The sequence below is a fragment of the uncultured Fibrobacter sp. genome, from assembly GCF_937877005.1.
Taxonomy (GTDB): Bacteria; Fibrobacterota; Fibrobacteria; order Fibrobacterales; family Fibrobacteraceae; genus Fibrobacter.
Genome location: NZ_CALEFV010000047.1, coordinates 15574 through 33396, shown reverse-complemented (window position 1 = coordinate 33396; position 17823 = coordinate 15574). Strand labels below are relative to the sequence as shown.

Sequence of the window (17823 nt, the reverse complement as noted above, 5' to 3'; positions counted from 1 at the left end):
TTGTCATCACCGACATCATTCTTAAGAACATAAAATTCGCCTAGATGATTATTTTTCGACTCATAGAAGGCATATCGCAGGCAAGAATAAATCGTTTCCGCAGACACCTCGGGAGCATCAAGACTAATCGCACCTGCCACAAACGAAAGAACAATCCGATTGCCACCGACAGTGAAATCATGGAGCACATTGTACTGGATTCGGTTGTAAAGATTCCTGAGATCATCAACCGTCATGTTCTTGCTGACAATTGCGAACTTTGTTCCGTCCATGCGATACCATTCGCCCCTGCCGAAAGCCTCTGTCTTAATCATCTTCGAGAATTCCTGCAGAATGCGGTTCCCGAAAGTATAGCCGTAAATTTCGTTCAGCCGAGAAAAATCATTGATGCCAACCATCATTACCTGAAGAGAATCCTTCTGGTATAATGACGAATTAAGGTCCTCCATGAATCCATAAAGGCTCCTGCAATTGGATATATCGTCAAAATAGCTCAACGAATCATTATTCTTGACGGAACCGACAAAGTAATTCGGCTTTCCCAAATCATCAACCAGAACTGCACCACGGCAAGTACACATGACATATTCGTCTGCAGAATTCCTTATGCGGTATTGCAGGTAATGTTCGGCAGACTCTCCCGACAAGACGCGCATAATATCCGCATGATATTCAGCTTGGTCTTTCGGATGGATTTTCTCCATCCATGACATTGCAACACCCTGCATATATTCAGAAGGCAAGCCAAAATAATGTACAGCTTCCTTAGACCACCTCGTCCAATCAGAACGCAAATCAGTAACATAGACATAGGCTCCATTTGACAAAATGGAGGTCACATTGAACAGGGAATCCAACTTTAGCTTAACGATATTGTCCATCAGAACCATCCCTATAGCACCACAACGCAATTGCGCCCTGCTGCTTTCGCCTTGTAAAGAGCCTGGTCAACGCGAACATACACAGCATCAGTATCGTCATTTTCATTGATTGCGGTAACACCGATACTTACGGAGCAATGTTTGGCCTTTTCAAACACCATCTCATTGAAGCTCTTGCGAACCTTTTCGGCAAACTCCCGAGCCTCCTCGGCAGACAAGCCTATCAATAGCGTCATGAATTCTTCTCCGCCCCAGCGTCCTGTTGGGCTCTGAATGTTTTCAACATCAATGGTTCTTGTTGCAAAGGAGTCCTTTCCTTCGAGATATCTAGTCAAATCAAATTCAAAGCCCTCTATACCAGAGTACCCACCCTGATCAGCAACCGAGCGCAAGGCAAGCGAGAAACCCTTGATAACGGCATCTCCTTCATGATGTCCGAAGGAGTCATTTATCTTCTTAAATTCATCGATATCGAACATGACAAGACTGCCAGATTTTTTTTGTTCAACAGCCTGTTTGATACGCCGTTGAATTTCTCCGCGATTGAACAGGTTCGTGAGCGAATCCATCATGGATATGAGCGATAGCTTTTCATTCACCTCGACCAATTCCTGAGTAGCCGCATTGATAAAAGTAGCAAGACGGTTAATCATGGAGACATTGCCCGAAAAACTCGTTTGCGCCATTTCAAAGTCATAACGGTCACCGCCCTCGCCCTCGCGCATGGAAGCAATCACCAGCGTCACGTTATGCTGATTTACAAACTTGCCCGTACGCAGAAATTCACCCGAAGTGTAAAAGCCTGATGTCGGAGCAAGGCTCTGCAGCGGAAGCGTCTCGTTGCTAATTTCGCTCTTTCCCCAGAATGTACGACGCGCCGCACAGGAGAATACTTTAATTATTTCGGGATTGAATTCGCCAATTTTACGTCCATCGTCACGAATACAGGCAAGAATCGTCTGCGGATCGCCATATGCCAAACGGGCCTTCACATTTTCGTCAATATCCGATGTCATCACGAGAGCTCCGTCGTTCCTACACGCAATTGGCGCTCGCAAGATATTGATTCCATTGTGTTTGTAGAAAAAAGGAAATTCCAGCGTATTGAGGAAGAAATTCTCATCATTCTCAATATTCAGATAGCGATAGTAAGCATCATACGCTGGAATTCCGTCAAGTTCATACAAGATATTCCTATCCGCCTTGGAGACCAAAAATTCACGGCCAAGCGGTTTCCAGCCCGTGATGTGGGTCGCTGAACAATAAAAATCTTCGCCCCCCATCAAAAGAACAAGCAGTCCCTGTTCCGAATACCCCTTCACATTCGAAAAGACACAGGCATCGTTACGAAACAAATTCGAACTGAATGCTCCCCCGCCAAAGATCATGATGGACGGATCCACATCGGTGAACGCCTCACAGAATGGAGTCATGGACATGCCACGAATCGTCATTTGCAATTCTGCCGCCTTCACCCAGGGATTCGCCTTAATTTCTTCCTTGATCGAAGCCACCACGTCAAGCGCCGTTTCGCTATTCAAGGTATACTGCAAGAGTTTTATTTGCGTCGTCGGATATTCAAATATGGTGCAGACAATCGAGATCGGGACACAGGAAAGACGACCTTCGATAATATTTCCGTTCGTGGAACAGCCCATGCATACGGCATCGGGAAAGCACTGGCCCACGACATCACAAACAAGATCTATTTGACCCTTATCCAGGGAATCCGAATAGATCTGGAATACCACATGGGAAACAATCTTGGTTCGGCACCAAAGACTGATTTTATCCAAATCGCGTTTTAACGATGTAATACTGTGGTAATCAAACTGAAATTGTTTCATGACAACGCAATTCCATCCTTTTTTTCAAGATATACCAAAGTAAGGTCAAAAGTGTAAAAAAAAGCCCCCCTATTATTCCTATATGGATTATTCACTAAAAAAATGAAAAAAAGGCCAAATTAAGCTAGAAAACGAATTTTTCAATAATTTCCGCAATGCCACCATGGTTATTGTCAACCCGGGTTACATAGTCGGCAGCATTCTTTGTCACCAGAGAGGCATTTGACATGGCAACTCCGATTCCGGCAGCCTCGATCATGGGACAATCGTTCTCCTCGTCCCCCACAGCGATCGTGTCTGCCAGAGGAACCCCATAATATTCGGCCATATAGCGCACCGCCTCACCCTTATTGGACTTCAGGTGCGAAAATTCAAGCATTTCGGGCTTACTGAATACATCAAAGAGCTTTCCTGCCGTCGATTTCCGCATTTCCGCGCGAAAATCGATTAAACTCTCATGGTCAAAGGGCGTAATTACGTTTACCTTGATGGGTGGTTTCACCACCACGTTAATCGGAGCGCCCGGAACGGTTTCGGGCGCGATTTTGCCGAAATATTCGCAAATGTCGTCAACAACCAGGTAATCCATCTGCATGATGCTACAGTATGTCTTGAGCTGTTCAGTTTCATGTTCCGAAACGACCAGGTCACCCGCATAGGTGTGCGCGTGCATTCCACGGGCATGGGCGGCATCCATGATAAACTTAACAGATTCGACCGGAATGTGACGCGTGAGGATCGCCTTTTCGGCGGCATAATCGTATATGAGTCCGCCATTGAAACTCACCAGAAAAAATCCCGGCTTGTCGAAACCATACCTTTTTGCAAGCATCTTGGCGCTCGTAAGCGGACGCCCCGTGCAGAGTACAAGCTTATGGCCACATTCCAGCATTTTCCCAATGGCATCCATATCCACATCGAGAATCCGCTTGTCATCGGTAAGCAATGTTCCGTCCAGGTCGGTAAAAAGGAGTTTCATAGAACGCAATATAGAAATTGACTATATTATTGATATGAAGATTGACGAATTTTTGAGCGAAGCTAGCTCTGTTGCCATTTTCGGCCATGTGCGTCCGGACGGGGACTGCGTAGGATCCACCACGGGTATTTATAACTATGTCAAAGACAACTATCCGAACATAAGCGTGGACCTGTACCTTGAAAACTTCCCCGAAAGCTACAAGATTTTACGCGGAACAAGTGACGCCAACCCTCTCTACACAGCCGAATGTAACAGCGGCAAACCGTATGATCTTGCATTCTTGATGGATACGCCGAGCTTTGAACGGGTAGGCGCAAATGGAGCCGACTGCATCAAGACAGCAAAGAAAACCATCAACATTGACCACCATATTTCGAACCCGCTGAACCTTTGCACACTGAACCTGGTGGAGAGCGAAGCAAGTTCCGCAAGCGAGGTACTTTACATAAATCTCGACAAGAACAAGATTTCGAAAGAAGCGGCAAACAGCATGTACCTGGGCATCGTGCACGACACGGGCGCCTTCAAGTTCAGCTGCACCGGCAAGCGCACCATGCAAGTCGTAGGAGACTTGATCGAAAAGGGAATTGACTTTGCCAAAATCGTAAACGAGACTTACTATACGCGCACCTACAAGCAGACACTCGTGACCGGATTCGTCATGGAAAACTGCAAGCTCGGACTCGATGGCAAGGTCGTTTACGCCCACATTACTCCCGAAGACATGACGCGCTTCGAAGTAACGCCGGTCGAGCTTTCAAATGTCATCGACACCATTCGCGAGGTCGGCGGCACGGAAGTTGCCCTATTCCTGTACCCCGTCAACGGCAAGTACAAGATTAGCCTGCGCAGCAACTACGTAGTCGATGTAAACGCCATCGCAAAAGAATTCGGAGGCGGCGGACACACCCGCGCTGCCGGCGGCGACACGAGCTACACACCCGATGTTGCTATCGAGAAGATTCTCGGACTAATACAGAAGCAGCTTTCCTAAAAAGCTTAGAGTTTCGCAAGAAAGCTGTCGACATCAAGTTCGTCAAGATTTTTCTGCAAATCGGCAAGGGTATCGTCCGAAATCGCAGCAGGACGAACCGGTTCGGCATCGTTTGACAGCATGGCACCAGCGAATTTTTCAGCTTCATTCTCGAACTCGGACGGCGCAGAGCCCTCGCGCGGCACAGGCATACCATCCCCTTTTTCGGATGAACGCTCTTCGGCCAGGGCTTCGGATGCATCGACCATTTTCTTGAGAGCCTCGGCCACCGCCCCCATGGCCCCCCCATTATTGACGACAGCGTCAATCGCACGACTGAGTTTCTTGCGAAGTCCGGCAAATTCCTTGCGGTCCAGTTCGGCAACCTCTCCGTGATAATACATCAAGGGAGTCTTGCAACGGGCGCAGCAAAAGACCATCATATTGGCACTGTCACCTTGGATACTAGCGTCAAATGAAGTTCCGCAATGCGGACAATCGATATGCAATTCACTCATGTTCTATAATGTAGAAATTTTCAGACATTCAATGCCAATACAAATACAATATTTTATCTTTGCAATATGCTTTGCCAGTGGCTTTATCATCTAACCAGTATAGACCTCTTCGACGGCCGTCTGTTCCGTGCAGGTGTCGCCGCCATGCTATCCATCATTTTCGTCATGAGCTTCATGCCGGTATACATCCGCAAGCTTCAAAGCCTCGACGCAACCTCGGACTTCGACAAGGACGGAAAAACCAAGTCTCCCCCGATTATGGGCGGGCTTCTACTTGTAATCGTGGTTGAAATCGTCTCGCTCCTCGTTTGCAAGATGAACAGCTACACGATATCCACCCTTGTCATCCTTGCCGCATTCTCCGCCGTAGGCGCAATCGACGACATCGCGAAAGTCCGCGCCAAGCGTCTCATCAAGCTCGGCAAGCTTAAAGCAGCCGACTATATGGACAAGGCCGATGGCATTTCAAGCAGCCTGCGCCTCGGGCTATACTTTCTCTTCAGCCTCGTGGTCGCTATTTTCTGTTACAAGTTCATTCCCGAGCTCAAGGGCGATCTCACCATTCCATTCCTCCCCATCGACGTCTTCCAGCTACATCTCCCCAATTGGATCTTCGTCGGTTTCATGACCTTCGTAATTGCCGCCGCTGCCAATGGAACAAACTTTACCGACGGGCTTGACAGTCTAGTCTCGGTACCTATTCTCACTAGCATGGTATTCGTGGGTTTAGTCGCCTACGTAAGCGGCAACTTTATCTTTAGCCAGTACCTAAGTGTGCCCTATCTGCCCGGCTGCGACGAACTATTCCCCTTAGCCACCTCCATAGCAGGCGCCCTTCTCGCCTACCTGTGGTTCAACAGTCCTCCGGCAGAAATCTACATGGGCGACGCAGGCTCCGTCGGCTTCGGCGCTGCAATTGGCATCATGTTCATCCTGGTGCAGGCGGGGTTATTCCTCCCCATCGTGTGCATCATCATCATCGCCGAAGCATGCTCCGTGCTGCTGCAGATTTTGTGGTTCAAGTTTACTAAAAAGACTACAGGAACCGGCAAGCGCATTTTCCTATGCGCTCCGCTTCACCACCACTACCAAAAGAAGTGGGAAGGACGTTTTCCAAGCAAGCCACTCATGAATTCCAAAATCGTGTGGCGTATGCACCTGGTGAGCATCTTCGCTCTCATCTTGAGCATGGTGATTTTCTTCGGCATTAGGTAGAATATGGACATTACCGAAACTTTGAACGCAGCAGGCCAACAGGAACTTGTTGCGAAACTGGAATCTTTGAGCGGCGAAGCCCGCTCCCTTCTGGAACGAGACATCGCAAGTCAGAATTGGGACGAACTGAAGGCTCTTTACACCGAGAAATCCAACGCGTCCCTAGAAGACAATGTTTCAAACGACCTGAAGCCCATGCCTTTCAAGGTTGCTGCAGACGACCTGCGCTATAATTTTTGGAACGAAACGGGACGGGTGCTTCTTGGCAAGGGGCAGGTAGCCGCATTCCTCGTCGCTGGCGGACAAGGATCCCGTCTCGGTTTCGACGGCCCGAAGGGCATGTTCGACATCGGCCTTCCGAGTCACAAGAGTCTCTTCCAGCTGCAGGCGGAACGCTTGCAGAATCTCGCCGCACAGGTCGGCCACCCGATTCCGTGGTGCATCATGACAAGTCCGCTGAATCATGATGCAACAGTCAAGTTCTTCACGGAACATCATTTCTTCGGGTACGCCCGCGAAGACATCCGTTTCTTTGCCCAGGGAACCATTTGCGCCCTAGACCCGAACGGGAAGGCCGTCGTTGACGAAAACAACCGCCTCGCCCTTGTTCCCGACGGAAACGGAGGATGCTTCAGGGCCCTCGCCCAGAGCGGAACGCTAGCCTGGCTCGTCGAAAAGGGAGTGCGCTACGTATTCCTTTACAGCGTAGACAACGCCCTCTGCCGCATTTGCGACCCAGCCTTTATCGGAGCACTCGCCAGCGAAGGCCGCAGCATGTCCGCTTCCAAGGTCGTACACAAAGCCGGTCCGAACGAAAAGGTCGGCATTTTCGCCCTGCAGAACGGTAAGCCTGGAGTCGTGGAATACAGCGACCTTCCGGAACAGTACCGCGACATGACTAATCCGGACGGAAGCCTCGTCTTTGACGGCGGCAACCTTGCCATTCATTTATTCAAAATCGAGGGCTTACGCAAGCTGCAGACGAGCAGACTTCCGTGGCACACCGCTAGAAAGACCGTCTGCGGCATCGAGAAATGTTGGAAATTTGAGCAGTTTCTGTTCGACGCGTTCCCGTTGCTCGGCAGCATGATGCCTTTCGGAGTCATCCGCGAAGAAGAATTTTCTCCGGTAAAGAATGCCGAAGGAAACGATTCACCTAAGACCGCCCGCAACATGATTGGCCGCCTGCACCGCGAATGGTTACGCAAGGCGCATGTCGAAATCAACCCGAACAAACTTTATGAGGTGTCCCCCACCATCAGCTATGCCGGAGAAGGACTTTCCCGCCGACTGTTCGAGCGTGAACTGGGAAGAAATATTCTGGAATTTGACGAAGAATAGTAGGAAGTAGACTGCAGGAAATAGGAAGGATCAATGAAGGAAATCAAGTTCGTTCTGTACAAAGCGACTTTCCATTTCCTGCTCCGCCTGCCAAACGCATTCTACGCTGCGCTATTTACACTCGCTTTTCCGATTTACAAGGCGCTGCATACCGAGCGTGCTTACGGACGCACGGTAAGGCACCTCGCTAACGCAAAAGCTTACCTGAAATCCAGCGTATGCGCACGGGACGTTTTCTGGGGAATCTTCAGGAACGCACTTGATTCATACCGCGGACTAGCACGCTTCAAAAGTGTAGAAAACTGCATTACTTTCGAAAACGAGGAAATCATCCGAAATGCAGTCAAAGCGGGCCCCATTGCAGCAATCAGCATCCACCAGGGAGCATTCGAGCTGCTACACCGTAGCCTTTGTCGCTTCAGCACAAGCGTCCATCTGATAACCGATTCCATTGGCGACGACGCTTTCCGCAAGTGCCTCGAAGATTTCCGTCACGATCCAAACCTTGTCGAGTATCATCCCGCCGAAACGGGCAAACTTATCCGTGACCTATTTAGGACCGGAGGAATTCTCGCAATGGTCGTAGATCAGGGTAAGAACACCAAAGGAAACCCCGTTGAACTCTTTGGGCAACAAAGTACCCTATACCTTAGACTTCTGCAAAAGGTAAACCAGATGGGAGCAGGCATCGTCACCTTCCGCACCTGGACTGAATATGCACCTCATAAGCGGATCATAATCCGTTTTGAACAGTTTTATCCGCCAAAAACGGACGGAGACCTCCTAGTCCGGTCCATCGCCAGAGAAACGGAACTATGGATTGGAGAACATCCCGACCAGTGGAGCTGGAATTACCACGGGAATTTCAAGTAAGGCTATTCCCCCAAAAGGGTATCCTTGATCAGCGACAAGAGAGATTCGTCTTCATCACTGCGTACAATGACCACAATCTTGGACTTGGCGTAGGTATCCGTAAAATTGATTACCTGTCCACGTTCTTCGGTCACCGAGAACGCCGCAAGGCCAATATCGGCACGGTTCTCCCTAACGGCATCGATAATCGAATCGAAATCCATATTGACGATTTCAAGAGGCCTTTCCATGAAGTCAGCAATGTAATGCGCAATTTCGATGTCAATACCCCCGAAACCATCTTCCGTCTTGTACTCATAGGGAGGGAATTCCGCATTGGTCGCAAGCCGAAGGGCAGGCCCCTTCATGGAATCCTGAACGAAATGGTAATCTCCCGAGCCACCGATGTAGGAATCAAAAATGGAGTCGTACACCCCCATCGCACGCATCTGAATCAAGGCTATATTCACCGTGTCAAGAAGGCCATATCTTTCCTTGGAAATCACACCCGCATAAGTCTCTTCCATAAAGACTTCTTCCAAAATCCGCAGGGACTGATAACGGGCCACGTAAACTGCAGCCGGGGCATCGTCGCAAAGTACCGCATCCAGTTTACCCTGACGTAGAGCCTGTATCGCTCCATCAAGCGACTTGAATCTTTCCAGTTGGATTTTTGCAGTATCCCCACCAAAATCGGCCGCATAGGTCTCAGCGGTATTGCCAATCTGCACGCCGACCCTCTTGTGCGCTAGATCATTGATGGAAAAAACACGATTCTGGGGAATTTCGGAATTCCTGCAACCAATCAAGGCTGTCCCCAAAATCAACAGCACAAAAAGAATAAGCCTTTTTTTCACGCTAACACTACCCATTGACACTAAAATATATAAAAAAAAACAGAAATCTAAAGGAGTTCGCCTAGCAATCCTTCAATCTTCAAGCCCCTCTCCCCTAGCACGAATTACCCGAAAATTTTTCTATTTTTGCCCAAAAAAAGGAAAATATGCCGCTGAACGAAGAAGAACAGTTCCAGATGGAGTGGATCCGAAACCACCGTATGGAAAACAAGGACGACCAGATGCGCATTGAAGCCGAAAAAGAGGCTGCAGCACACCCGCGCCCCCGGAATCCCCGCGGACGAAAAATGCGCCGCAGTCCGGCGGCATGGGAACTACCCATCCCCGAAGACGAAATCGACCTCCACGGCATGACCTCCGACGAAGCTGCCGAAGCAGTCGAGCGCCGCATCGACGACCTCATGATCGCCGGGCTCAAGATTCTCCGTGTCATCCATGGCGGCGGAAACCCGAGCTACGGCAATGTAAAGAGGATTATCGACCGCAAAGTCCGTTCCGAATGGAGCAACCGTGTAAAGCTCTATAAAGTAGAACCGGACAACGCCGGTTCTAGCATCATGATTCTCGGCAAGCCCCCAAAAACGTAAAAAAGAGACTATTTTTCATTTTTTTCGCGATTACCCCTTTAAAACCCGTCCATTTTTATCTATAATTGGACCACCAAACGGAATATAGCTCAGCCTGGTAGAGCGCTTGCTTCGGGAGCAAGAGGTCGTGAGTTCGAATCTCGCTATTCCGATAAAAAGAAAAACCACCTTTTAGGGTGGTTTTCTTTTTATTGCCGGAAATAGCGGGATCAAGAATGAGCGACGAAGTCGTGAGTTCGACTAAATCACGCCATGAGCGTAGCGAATTTTGCGTGATTTAGAAATTTTGGCGCATGCCAAAACCCGCAGGGCAAAGCCTAAAACGAAGTGAAGCTTTTGTCTAATCTCGCATCTTTCGGACGCCGAAGGCGGCAATCTCGCCATTCCGATAAAAAAATGGTATTTTCATCTTGTATAAAGTCTAGGTTTCCGCTTTTTTGCACTTTTTTCAGGACACCCCCTTGCCAAGGAATTTTTCGTTTGATATTTTTGGAGCCATGATGAATTTTGTGACATGTGCAACCCTGAACCGTCGTTGGTGGCGCGGACTCTGACATAGAGCCCGGTATTTGTCGCAAATCACCCAAGATTTTAAAGCAAAGGCTTCCGGACTCACGGAGGCCTTTCTCTTTTACTAAAAACGTTGAAATCCTCCGGGACCAAAGCCTTTGCGGAACCCTAAACGAAAAGGCAAACGAATTTTTAAACCAGAGGATCAAAATGACAACGAACATAAGGCACATCACTGAAAGCCCTAACTTCGAACCCCGTACCGACAGTATCTACGTGGCACTGCCCGGTGAACGTTACACCCCGTTTTCGCTGGGCAAGAAGCTGGGCGCGAAGGCAATTTTCGAGTCGGCAAGTTTTTCCCACGGCCGTAGCCGCTACTCTACCCTGATGGTGGACGAAGGTTTCCGTCTGCGCCAGAACGACAACGACGTAAGCATCGTTATCGAAGGCAAGGAAAGCACCTTCCTCAAGGAAGGCGAGGGCGATATTCTCGACGCGCTCACGCTGATTTCGGCTGAAAATACGGTGCCGCCTAACCAGATTCCTATTCCCTCTTCGGGCGTGGGCTACCTCGGCTACGAATTCTGCGCCCGCTGCGATACCATTCGCCTTGCCCCGCAGGTGGACGAACTCAACATCCCCGAGGCGGAATTCTTGGTGGGGCACATCTACATCGTGTTCGACCACTTTACCGAAAAGCTTCACTTATTCGCCCTGAACTACGAAGAACACCAGATTGACTTGAAGGCTGCCATTGAAAAGGTGAAGGCCCGCCTCGCTGACCTGGACTTTAGCTACCTCGCCCCTGAACAGCAGTACGGCAAGGGCATCACCATGACCGACCTGGAACAGTCCCGCAAGGAATACGTGGAAAAGGTCGAAGCCTTGCAGAAGCATATTGTCGCAGGCAACATTGTACAGGCGGTACCATCTCGCCGCATCCAGTTTGCAAGCGATATCGAAGCACTTGACATTTACCGCCGCCTCCGCACGGTGAACCCGTCTCCGTACATGTTCTTCCTGGATTACGGCACGCATCAGTTTATCGGTGCCTCGCCCGAAAGCCTCGTGCGCGTGCGTGAAGGCATTGCGACCATTCACCCGATTGCAGGCACCCGCCGCCGCGGCAAGGACGATGCCGAAGATGAAGCCCTGATGAAAAACCTGAAGGGCGACCCGAAGGAACGCGCCGAACACCTGATGCTGGTGGACCTGGCTCGCAACGACCTCGGCCGCGTCTGCGAAGCGGGTACGGTGGAAACCACCAAGTATATGGAATGCGAAAAGTTCAGCCACGTGATTCACCTGGTCTCTGACGTGCAGGGCAAGGTTTCCAAGACCAAGAAGGCGATTGAGGTGCTGCGTTCCAGTTTCCCGGCAGGTACGGTGAGCGGCGCCCCGAAAATCAGCGCGATTGAAATTCTTTCTGGCCTCGAAAAAGTCAAGCGCCGTTTCTACGCGGGTGCGGTAGGCTACATGGAATCCGACGGCGATTTGGATTTCTGCATCGCCATCCGTTGCTGCCTCAAGCAGGGCAAGACAATCAGCCTGCAGGCCGGTGGCGGCATTGTCGCGGCCTCTAACGCCGACCGCGAATTTGAAGAAACGAACGAAAAGCTCGGAGCAATCAGAGCCGTACTCGAAGGAGATCGATAATTAATGGATAATGAATAATGGATGATTGATAATTAAAAAAATTGCGGCGAAGCCGCCAAACTAAAAAATCATCAATTATCCATCATCAATCATCAATTATTATAATAAGGATTTTACCATGATCATCATCATCGACAACTACGACTCTTTTACTTACAACGTCTACCAGGCGCTTGCAAAAATCACTAACGAAGAAATCCGCGTGCTCCGTAGCCGCGAATGCACCATTGCCGACATCGAAAAGCTCTCCCCGAGCCGCCTCATTGTGAGCCCGGGCCCGGGCCGCCCCGAAGATGCAGGCATCTCCGTGGAAGCCATCAAGCACTTTGCGGGCAAGCTCCCGATTCTCGGCGTTTGCCTCGGTCACCAGGCCATCGGTTACGCCTTCGGTGCAAAGATTGTGCAGGCCAAGTTCATCAAGCACGGCATCGCCGAAGAAATCGACCTGGACGGCAAGGGACTCTTCCGCACTATCGGCAAGAAGAACATCTTCACGCGTTACCACAGCCTCGTCATCGACGAATCGACGCTCCCCGCCAACTTCGAAGTGACCGCCCGCGCTACCGACGGCGACATCATGGGCATTCGCCACAAGACACTCCCCATTGAAGGCGTGCAGTTCCACCCGGAATCCATCGCCAGCGGCCGCGCCGACGAATTCTTCAAGGCTTTCCTCAACTACCGTCGCGAACCGCTTGACGTGCGTGGGATTCTGAATACGCTTACCGAAGGCAAGGACTTGAGCCGCGAAACCGCCGAGATGTTCATGGAAGACTTGACCGACGGCATCATGGACGAACGCCAAATGGCCGCTATCCTGACGGCACTTTCCAGCAAGGGCCCTGTTGCCGATGAAATCGCCGGCTGCGCGAAGGTACTCAGCAGCAAGAAGCGCAAGTTCCCCTACAGCGGTGACGAACTCACCGACATCGTGGGTACCGGTGGCGACGGCAAGGGCAGTTTCAACGTGAGCTCGCTTTCCGGCCTGATTGCTGCAAGCTGTGGCGCGAAGATTGCAAAGCACGGCAACCGTGCTGTCTCTAGTAAGTCCGGTGCCGCCGACTTCTACACGGCTGCAGGCTTCAAGCTGGACATGGTTCCCGAAAAGGCAGCCTCCGTCATCGACAAGACGAACTTTGTGTTCCTGATGGCACCTGTTTACCACAGCGCCATGCGTTTTGCCGGCCCGGTTCGCGGCGTTCTCGGCGTGAAGACCATCATGAACTTGCTCGGCCCCCTCACGAACCCGGCCGAAGCCAAGTACCTCATGCTCGGCGTCTATAGCACGACCGTGCTGGAACCCTTCACCAAGGCGGCGAAGGCCCTCGGCGCGAAGCGCGTGATGGTCGCCATCAGTGACGACGGTTACGACGAAATTTCGCCCTGCGTGCCGACGACCATCGCCGAAATTCTGGAAGATGGCGAGTACAAGACTTACCGCATCGACCCCAAGGACTTCGGCATCCCTTCCGTGGATCCCGAAGACCTCGCTGGTGGTACGGGCGTCGACAACTTCAACCTCGCTCTCGACGTGCTGAACGGCAAGGGCCGCCCGGGCATCAAGTACGCCTGCGCCCTGAACGCCGGTGCCGCCCTCTACATCAGCAAGAAGGCGGAGAGCATCAAGGAAGGCTTCGACAAGGCCATCAAGGCCATGGAAGACGGCTCGGTCCTGAAAAAGATTGAAGAAGTCAAGGTCGAAACGAATAGCTAAAAGAACAATAATGGATGTCATGCCCGCGACCTGTGGTGAGCGAAGTCGAATCAAGGCGGGCATCTCCTTTCATTTTGAAGTACAGTAACATGAGCGAAGATATTCTTGCGAAGATAGTGCGGATGCGCAAGGCCGACATTGAGCGGCTGGGTCTGAATTTCGGTATCGAAATTCCGGAAAAGCGTCGCGTAGGTCATACGGAATTCCTCGGGAACGCTGGCGCGATTCTCGAAGTCAAGCGTGCATCGCCTTCGAAGGGCGACATCGCTCCGGACTTGGATCCGGTGGCGCTAGCGACGACTTATGCCGAAGCGCAGGCGCAGGCGGTGTCGGTGCTTACCGAAGGCAATTTCTTTAAAGGCTCGCTCCGCGACTTGATTGCGGTAGCCGACCTGATGGAACGCCGTCGTAAGCAGGGCTTGCACACCTGCGCCGTGCTCCGCAAGGATTTCTTGCTCTACGAAGACGAAATCGACATCGCCTACCGTTGCGGCGCCGATGCGGTGCTCCTCATTGCCCGTATTCTGGATGACGAACAGCTTGTACGCATGGCGAAGCGTGCGCAGTCTTTCGACATGCAGGCTTTCGTTGAAGTTCGTGAAAAAGACGATTTCCGCAAGCTTTCGGTTGTCACGAGCGCGCTCGGGACAGACGCCGCGAAAACCATTGTCGCAGGCGTGAACTCCCGCGACCTGGCGACCTTCCATACGGATCCACTGGTGCCGGCGTCGGTGCGCAGCAAACTTCCTGCGAAGGCCGTCTTTGAATCGGGAATTTTGACCCCGGCCGATGCCGATTACGCCCGCAGCCTCGGGTTTACGGGAATCCTCGTAGGCGAAGCTGTGGCCAAGAATCCTGCGCTAGCAAAAGAAGTGGTTGGTGCGTTTGAATCGGGCTCCGAGAATGCCCGCGGCAAGTTCTGGAAAAAGTTCGCAGAGCGCAAACAGCAGAAACAAGCACGTCATTGCGAGGAACGAAGTGACGAAGCAATCTCTACTCAAAAGACTATACGGCCCCTTGTAAAAATCTGCGGCATCACCCGTGTCGAAGACGGCTTGCTTGCCGCTGAACTGGGCGCCGACATGCTGGGATTCGTGTTCAGCACCACCAAGCGCCTCACGACCGAAGAATTCGTGCGCAGTTTTAAGGAGAGATTGCTTCGCTCCGCTCGCAATGACAAATCAGAAACCCCGATTCTCGTGGGTGTCATTACCGACCCGAATTCAGAGGAGGGAAAAACCGCCATCAAGCTCGCCCGTGAAGGTGTTCTCGACGCAGTGCAACTTCATGGAATAGATCCCGCTTGCCTGGCAAGTCATTGCGAGCACGAAGTGCGAAGCGATCTGGCATACTATTGTGCGGCCCGCGTTGGCGAAGAATCCGATTTCGACAAGGTGACGGCTCTCCGCAAGAACGGCGAACCGCGCATCCTCCTAGATGCGAAAGTCGAAGGAATTCCCGGCGGTACGGGTAAGACCATCCCCGAAAACCTGCTTCGTGAAAAGGCTGGCGATTTGCCACTCTGGCTTGCCGGCGGAATCAACCCCGAAAATGTGGCAGGGCTTGTGTTCAAATTCAGCCCCGAATTAATCGATGTCTCTAGTGGCGTCGAAGACGCTCCGGGAATAAAAAACAGCGAAAAGTTGAAGGCTTTGTTTGCAACGCTAAAATCTGTTTAGCTGCTAATTGTAGCTAATCCGAACAGTCCATTCCAGCTCAAAATCAGTCGCTTCTGTATCCGATTGCTTGATGGGCGTATTGACATTCTTTCCTGCATCGCGAATGATGTAGCAATAATAAGATGAGTGGTCTACATTGAGTTCAATAACATTGCGCTCAAAAACCATCGGGCAAATGTAAATTTCGTTGGCGCCACCGCTAAATTTCTTTGTGAAATACTCGTGCCCGCTCCATGTGCCGGCATCTTCTAGTTTAAACACATCTGTCTTGACAGAATCTTTTCGGGTATAGTCACTGTATGTCTTTATCACAAATGAAATGCTAGGGTCGCCATCGCTGTAGTCGCCCTCGTGTTTCTTTTGCTTTTCCCAGTTGTCCGTAAGTTGCTTGAACCATGTCAAGTCTATTTCAACGGTGTAATCCTTGTACAGGTAGGATTTTGCTTCGTCATCATAATAGGTTGCGTTTTCTGAGCTAGAACTGTAACGATAACTTGATGAATAGTAATCGTACTCATAATTATAAGCAGAGGAACTGGAACTTTTGCGTGAACTGGACGATGTGTTATAGCACTGGTATCCGTAATTTGAACAACACCAGGAATCAGAACGAGAACTTATTCCGTAGCGGCAGTCGTATTCTTCGTCAACGTAATCGTAGCTGTCGTCGCTGTCACGATTTTCCTCGGTGTCGTAGAACTCGTTTGAGGCCTCGTGGCGAATATCTTCCATGTCGTCTTCTGCGTTGCTAAACGGATTGTCATCGGAACAGGCAATCAAAAGGGGAAGGCTCGCCAGGAGCAAAATGTGGCTTGCAAGGATTTTTTTGTTTTTGAGTTTGTTCATAATTGCTCCTTAGAATGCGATGTCTAGGTTGAGGCGCCAGGTGTCTGTCAAAAGTTTGTAATTCAGAATTTCGGTGGTGTAGGTAACGGCATTGATTAAAAGCATTTGCCATTGAATTGAAAGGTGTCTTGTGAGTTCTAATCCAAAACCGAGATAGCCCAAGAATTCCCAGTCGTCTTCGGTAAATCCACCACCATTGCTTCCGTAATCATCATAGTCGTAATAGCGGCTGCTGTAACTATAATCATTGCCAAATTGCCATTCGTAGTCAAAATCGTAATCAATCCAGGCGTAAAGGGGCTTGCGAACGTGAATGCTCAAGCTGACATAGGGACTGATGACAAACGGAATTCCGAACCGGAACGTTAATGGAATTTCAGCCATAAGGTTGTGGTATTCAATAGAAATATCATGGCTATAATGGTAAGCACCCCATCCGACTTTAAGTTCTGAATCCTTAATGTCGCTGTATCCGTGATGGTAAACCATGTTTAGTCCAGTTTGGAAGCTGATTGATTTCAACATATACCAACGGAGTAAAAAGCCAAGGTTGGCTCCGATGTTGTCAAAGTCTCTGTCGCCTCCATGTACATCGTAGTTTGCTACGGTGTATTCATCGAATTTGTCAAATGCGAGCGATATGCCGAAATAGAAAATTCGGTCTTTGGGTTTGTTTTCGGGGGCCGGAGAAGTTTGCTCGTTGCTGGTTGTATCAACAAGTTCGGGTTGCTTGGTAGAGTCGGCAACGATTGTGTCTTGTGGGATCTCGGCTACAGAATCTTTGGTGATGCTGTCTGCCGTTAAGGAGTCTGTTTGTAAAGCGGTTGTGTCGATAGAGGAGGTTGTTGTGTCAGAGGTAATCTCGTTTTGCTCTGTGTCGGAGGTTGTTGCGCTCGCTTGGAGTTCCTGGGCTAGATTTTCAAGAATCTGCGAACATTTGCAAAGTGTTTCAACTTTGACGCACGCGTTTTGATTGTCGTTGCTCATGCACGAGGCGCATAGCTCCATGCACTTGTTTTGGGCAAAGGCGAATGATGCCATCATAGTTAGTGCGATTAATAGGGCCTTTTTCATGATGTCTCCGGTTGTAAAAACTAGCCAATTTTGTAAATATAAATCAATAGTTTGCTGTCAAAAAGGTGTTTTTAGTGAATTTGATCGGAAACGTGCGCTAAATCAAAGAAATTTCCACAAAAATCTTACGCTAACCTATTGACAGTCAATGAGTTATTATATGTATTACGAACATAAAGATGAAATCGGCAATCCGCTTTGACGCTAGCGCCGCTATCGACGAGGTTCTCAAAGAAGGGATTTAGGCATTGCCATTTCATCAAGTGTTTAACGGAAGACTCTCGATGA

At 50.1% G+C, this 17823-nt stretch carries 15 protein-coding genes and 1 tRNA gene; 9 read left to right on the top strand and 7 right to left on the bottom strand.

The genetic code is table 11. The features are described from left to right. From Q0628_RS02615 to Q0628_RS02605, 3 genes are all read right to left on the bottom strand, one after another. Positions 1 to 881: diguanylate cyclase (locus tag Q0628_RS02615; RefSeq protein ID WP_298768019.1), on the bottom strand; the 881-nt coding region annotated here is incomplete at its 3' end. Positions 882 to 892: 11 nt separating this feature from the next. Then, positions 893 to 2728: a GGDEF domain-containing protein gene (locus Q0628_RS02610; protein ID WP_298768018.1), complete on the bottom strand. Its 1836-nt coding sequence runs from the start codon at positions 2726 to 2728 to the stop codon at positions 893 to 895. A gap of 124 nt (positions 2729 to 2852) precedes the next feature. After that, a complete protein-coding gene (locus Q0628_RS02605; protein WP_298768017.1) occupies positions 2853 to 3707 on the bottom strand; it encodes an HAD family hydrolase in 855 nt (284 codons plus the stop codon). 34 nt (positions 3708 to 3741) lie between these two features. On the opposite strand from Q0628_RS02605, the gene Q0628_RS02600 reads away from it, so the two are divergent. Next, positions 3742 to 4704: a bifunctional oligoribonuclease/PAP phosphatase NrnA gene (locus tag Q0628_RS02600; protein ID WP_298768016.1), complete on the top strand. Its 963-nt coding sequence runs from the start codon at positions 3742 to 3744 to the stop codon at positions 4702 to 4704. 5 nt (positions 4705 to 4709) lie between these two features. Here the strand turns inward: Q0628_RS02600 and Q0628_RS02595 are convergent, their stop codons facing one another. Beyond that, positions 4710 to 5201 carry a hypothetical protein gene (locus tag Q0628_RS02595; RefSeq protein ID WP_298768015.1) on the bottom strand — a complete coding sequence of 164 codons (492 nt, stop codon included), beginning with the start codon at positions 5199 to 5201 and terminating at the stop codon, positions 4710 to 4712. 66 nt (positions 5202 to 5267) lie between these two features. Between Q0628_RS02595 and Q0628_RS02590 the strand changes: the two genes are divergently transcribed. From Q0628_RS02590 to Q0628_RS02580, 3 genes are read left to right on the top strand one after another with little or no spacing between them, the layout of a single operon-like run. After that, complete coding sequence (locus Q0628_RS02590) at positions 5268 to 6416, top strand: phospho-N-acetylmuramoyl-pentapeptide-transferase (RefSeq protein WP_298768014.1); 1149 nt, start codon at positions 5268 to 5270, stop codon at positions 6414 to 6416. 3 nt (positions 6417 to 6419) lie between these two features. Then, a complete protein-coding gene (locus Q0628_RS02585) occupies positions 6420 to 7757 on the top strand; it encodes a UDPGP type 1 family protein (RefSeq protein WP_298768013.1) in 1338 nt (445 codons plus the stop codon). A 33-nt stretch (positions 7758 to 7790) separates the two neighbouring features. After that, positions 7791 to 8630 carry a lauroyl acyltransferase gene (locus tag Q0628_RS02580; RefSeq protein WP_298768012.1) on the top strand — a complete coding sequence of 280 codons (840 nt, stop codon included), beginning with the start codon at positions 7791 to 7793 and terminating at the stop codon, positions 8628 to 8630. Positions 8631 to 8632: 2 nt separating this feature from the next. Here the strand turns inward: Q0628_RS02580 and Q0628_RS02575 are convergent, their stop codons facing one another. Beyond that, complete coding sequence (locus tag Q0628_RS02575) at positions 8633 to 9481, bottom strand: transporter substrate-binding domain-containing protein (RefSeq protein ID WP_298768011.1); 849 nt, start codon at positions 9479 to 9481, stop codon at positions 8633 to 8635. 131 nt (positions 9482 to 9612) lie between these two features. Between Q0628_RS02575 and Q0628_RS02570 the strand changes: the two genes are divergently transcribed. The 5 genes from Q0628_RS02570 to Q0628_RS02550 all read left to right on the top strand — a co-directional run bounded on the left by Q0628_RS02570 (position 9613) and on the right by Q0628_RS02550 (position 15615). Next, the gene (locus Q0628_RS02570) at positions 9613 to 10053 is read left to right on the top strand and encodes a Smr/MutS family protein (protein WP_298768010.1); all 441 of its coding nucleotides are present in this window, start codon (positions 9613 to 9615) and stop codon (positions 10051 to 10053) included. A 78-nt stretch (positions 10054 to 10131) separates the two neighbouring features. Beyond that, positions 10132 to 10205: transfer RNA gene (locus Q0628_RS02565), tRNA-Pro, on the top strand. Positions 10206 to 10773: 568 nt separating this feature from the next. Further along, a complete protein-coding gene (locus tag Q0628_RS02560) occupies positions 10774 to 12222 on the top strand; it encodes a chorismate-binding protein (protein WP_298768009.1) in 1449 nt (482 codons plus the stop codon). 118 nt (positions 12223 to 12340) lie between these two features. Next, positions 12341 to 13936 carry a bifunctional anthranilate synthase component II/anthranilate phosphoribosyltransferase gene (locus Q0628_RS02555; RefSeq protein WP_298768008.1) on the top strand — a complete coding sequence of 532 codons (1596 nt, stop codon included), beginning with the start codon at positions 12341 to 12343 and terminating at the stop codon, positions 13934 to 13936. 89 nt (positions 13937 to 14025) lie between these two features. Next, on the top strand, positions 14026 to 15615 hold the full coding sequence (locus Q0628_RS02550) for a bifunctional indole-3-glycerol phosphate synthase/phosphoribosylanthranilate isomerase (protein ID WP_298768007.1): 1590 nt from the start codon (positions 14026 to 14028) through the stop codon (positions 15613 to 15615). Between the two features lie 3 nt (positions 15616 to 15618). On the opposite strand, the gene Q0628_RS02545 is transcribed toward Q0628_RS02550, so the two are convergent. After that, positions 15619 to 16461, bottom strand: a complete 843-nt coding sequence (locus tag Q0628_RS02545) for a hypothetical protein (protein WP_298768006.1) — start codon at positions 16459 to 16461, stop codon at positions 15619 to 15621. Positions 16462 to 16470: 9 nt separating this feature from the next. Then, entirely contained in the window at positions 16471 to 17535 is a 1065-nt protein-coding gene (locus Q0628_RS02540; protein ID WP_298768005.1) for a hypothetical protein, read from the bottom strand. Positions 17536 to 17823: the final 288 nt, after the last annotated feature.

Excerpts from the sequence above, each read along its gene's own strand:
- Q0628_RS02610 (WP_298768018.1), bottom strand. The coding sequence starts at position 2,728 with ATGAAACAATTTCAGTTTGATTACCACAGTATTACATCGTTAAAACGC.
- Q0628_RS02605 (WP_298768017.1), bottom strand. The coding sequence starts at position 3,707 with ATGAAACTCCTTTTTACCGACCTGGACGGAACATTGCTTACCGATGAC.
- Q0628_RS02600 (WP_298768016.1), top strand. The coding sequence starts at position 3,742 with ATGAAGATTGACGAATTTTTGAGCGAAGCTAGCTCTGTTGCCATTTTC.
- Q0628_RS02595 (WP_298768015.1), bottom strand. The coding sequence starts at position 5,201 with ATGAGTGAATTGCATATCGATTGTCCGCATTGCGGAACTTCATTTGAC.
- Q0628_RS02590 (WP_298768014.1), top strand. The coding sequence starts at position 5,268 with ATGCTTTGCCAGTGGCTTTATCATCTAACCAGTATAGACCTCTTCGAC.
- Q0628_RS02585 (WP_298768013.1), top strand. The coding sequence starts at position 6,420 with ATGGACATTACCGAAACTTTGAACGCAGCAGGCCAACAGGAACTTGTT.
- Q0628_RS02580 (WP_298768012.1), top strand. The coding sequence starts at position 7,791 with ATGAAGGAAATCAAGTTCGTTCTGTACAAAGCGACTTTCCATTTCCTG.
- Q0628_RS02575 (WP_298768011.1), bottom strand. The coding sequence starts at position 9,481 with ATGGGTAGTGTTAGCGTGAAAAAAAGGCTTATTCTTTTTGTGCTGTTG.
- Q0628_RS02570 (WP_298768010.1), top strand. The coding sequence starts at position 9,613 with ATGCCGCTGAACGAAGAAGAACAGTTCCAGATGGAGTGGATCCGAAAC.
- Q0628_RS02560 (WP_298768009.1), top strand. The coding sequence starts at position 10,774 with ATGACAACGAACATAAGGCACATCACTGAAAGCCCTAACTTCGAACCC.
- Q0628_RS02555 (WP_298768008.1), top strand. The coding sequence starts at position 12,341 with ATGATCATCATCATCGACAACTACGACTCTTTTACTTACAACGTCTAC.
- Q0628_RS02550 (WP_298768007.1), top strand. The coding sequence starts at position 14,026 with ATGAGCGAAGATATTCTTGCGAAGATAGTGCGGATGCGCAAGGCCGAC.
- Q0628_RS02545 (WP_298768006.1), bottom strand. The coding sequence starts at position 16,461 with ATGAACAAACTCAAAAACAAAAAAATCCTTGCAAGCCACATTTTGCTC.
- Q0628_RS02540 (WP_298768005.1), bottom strand. The coding sequence starts at position 17,535 with ATGAAAAAGGCCCTATTAATCGCACTAACTATGATGGCATCATTCGCC.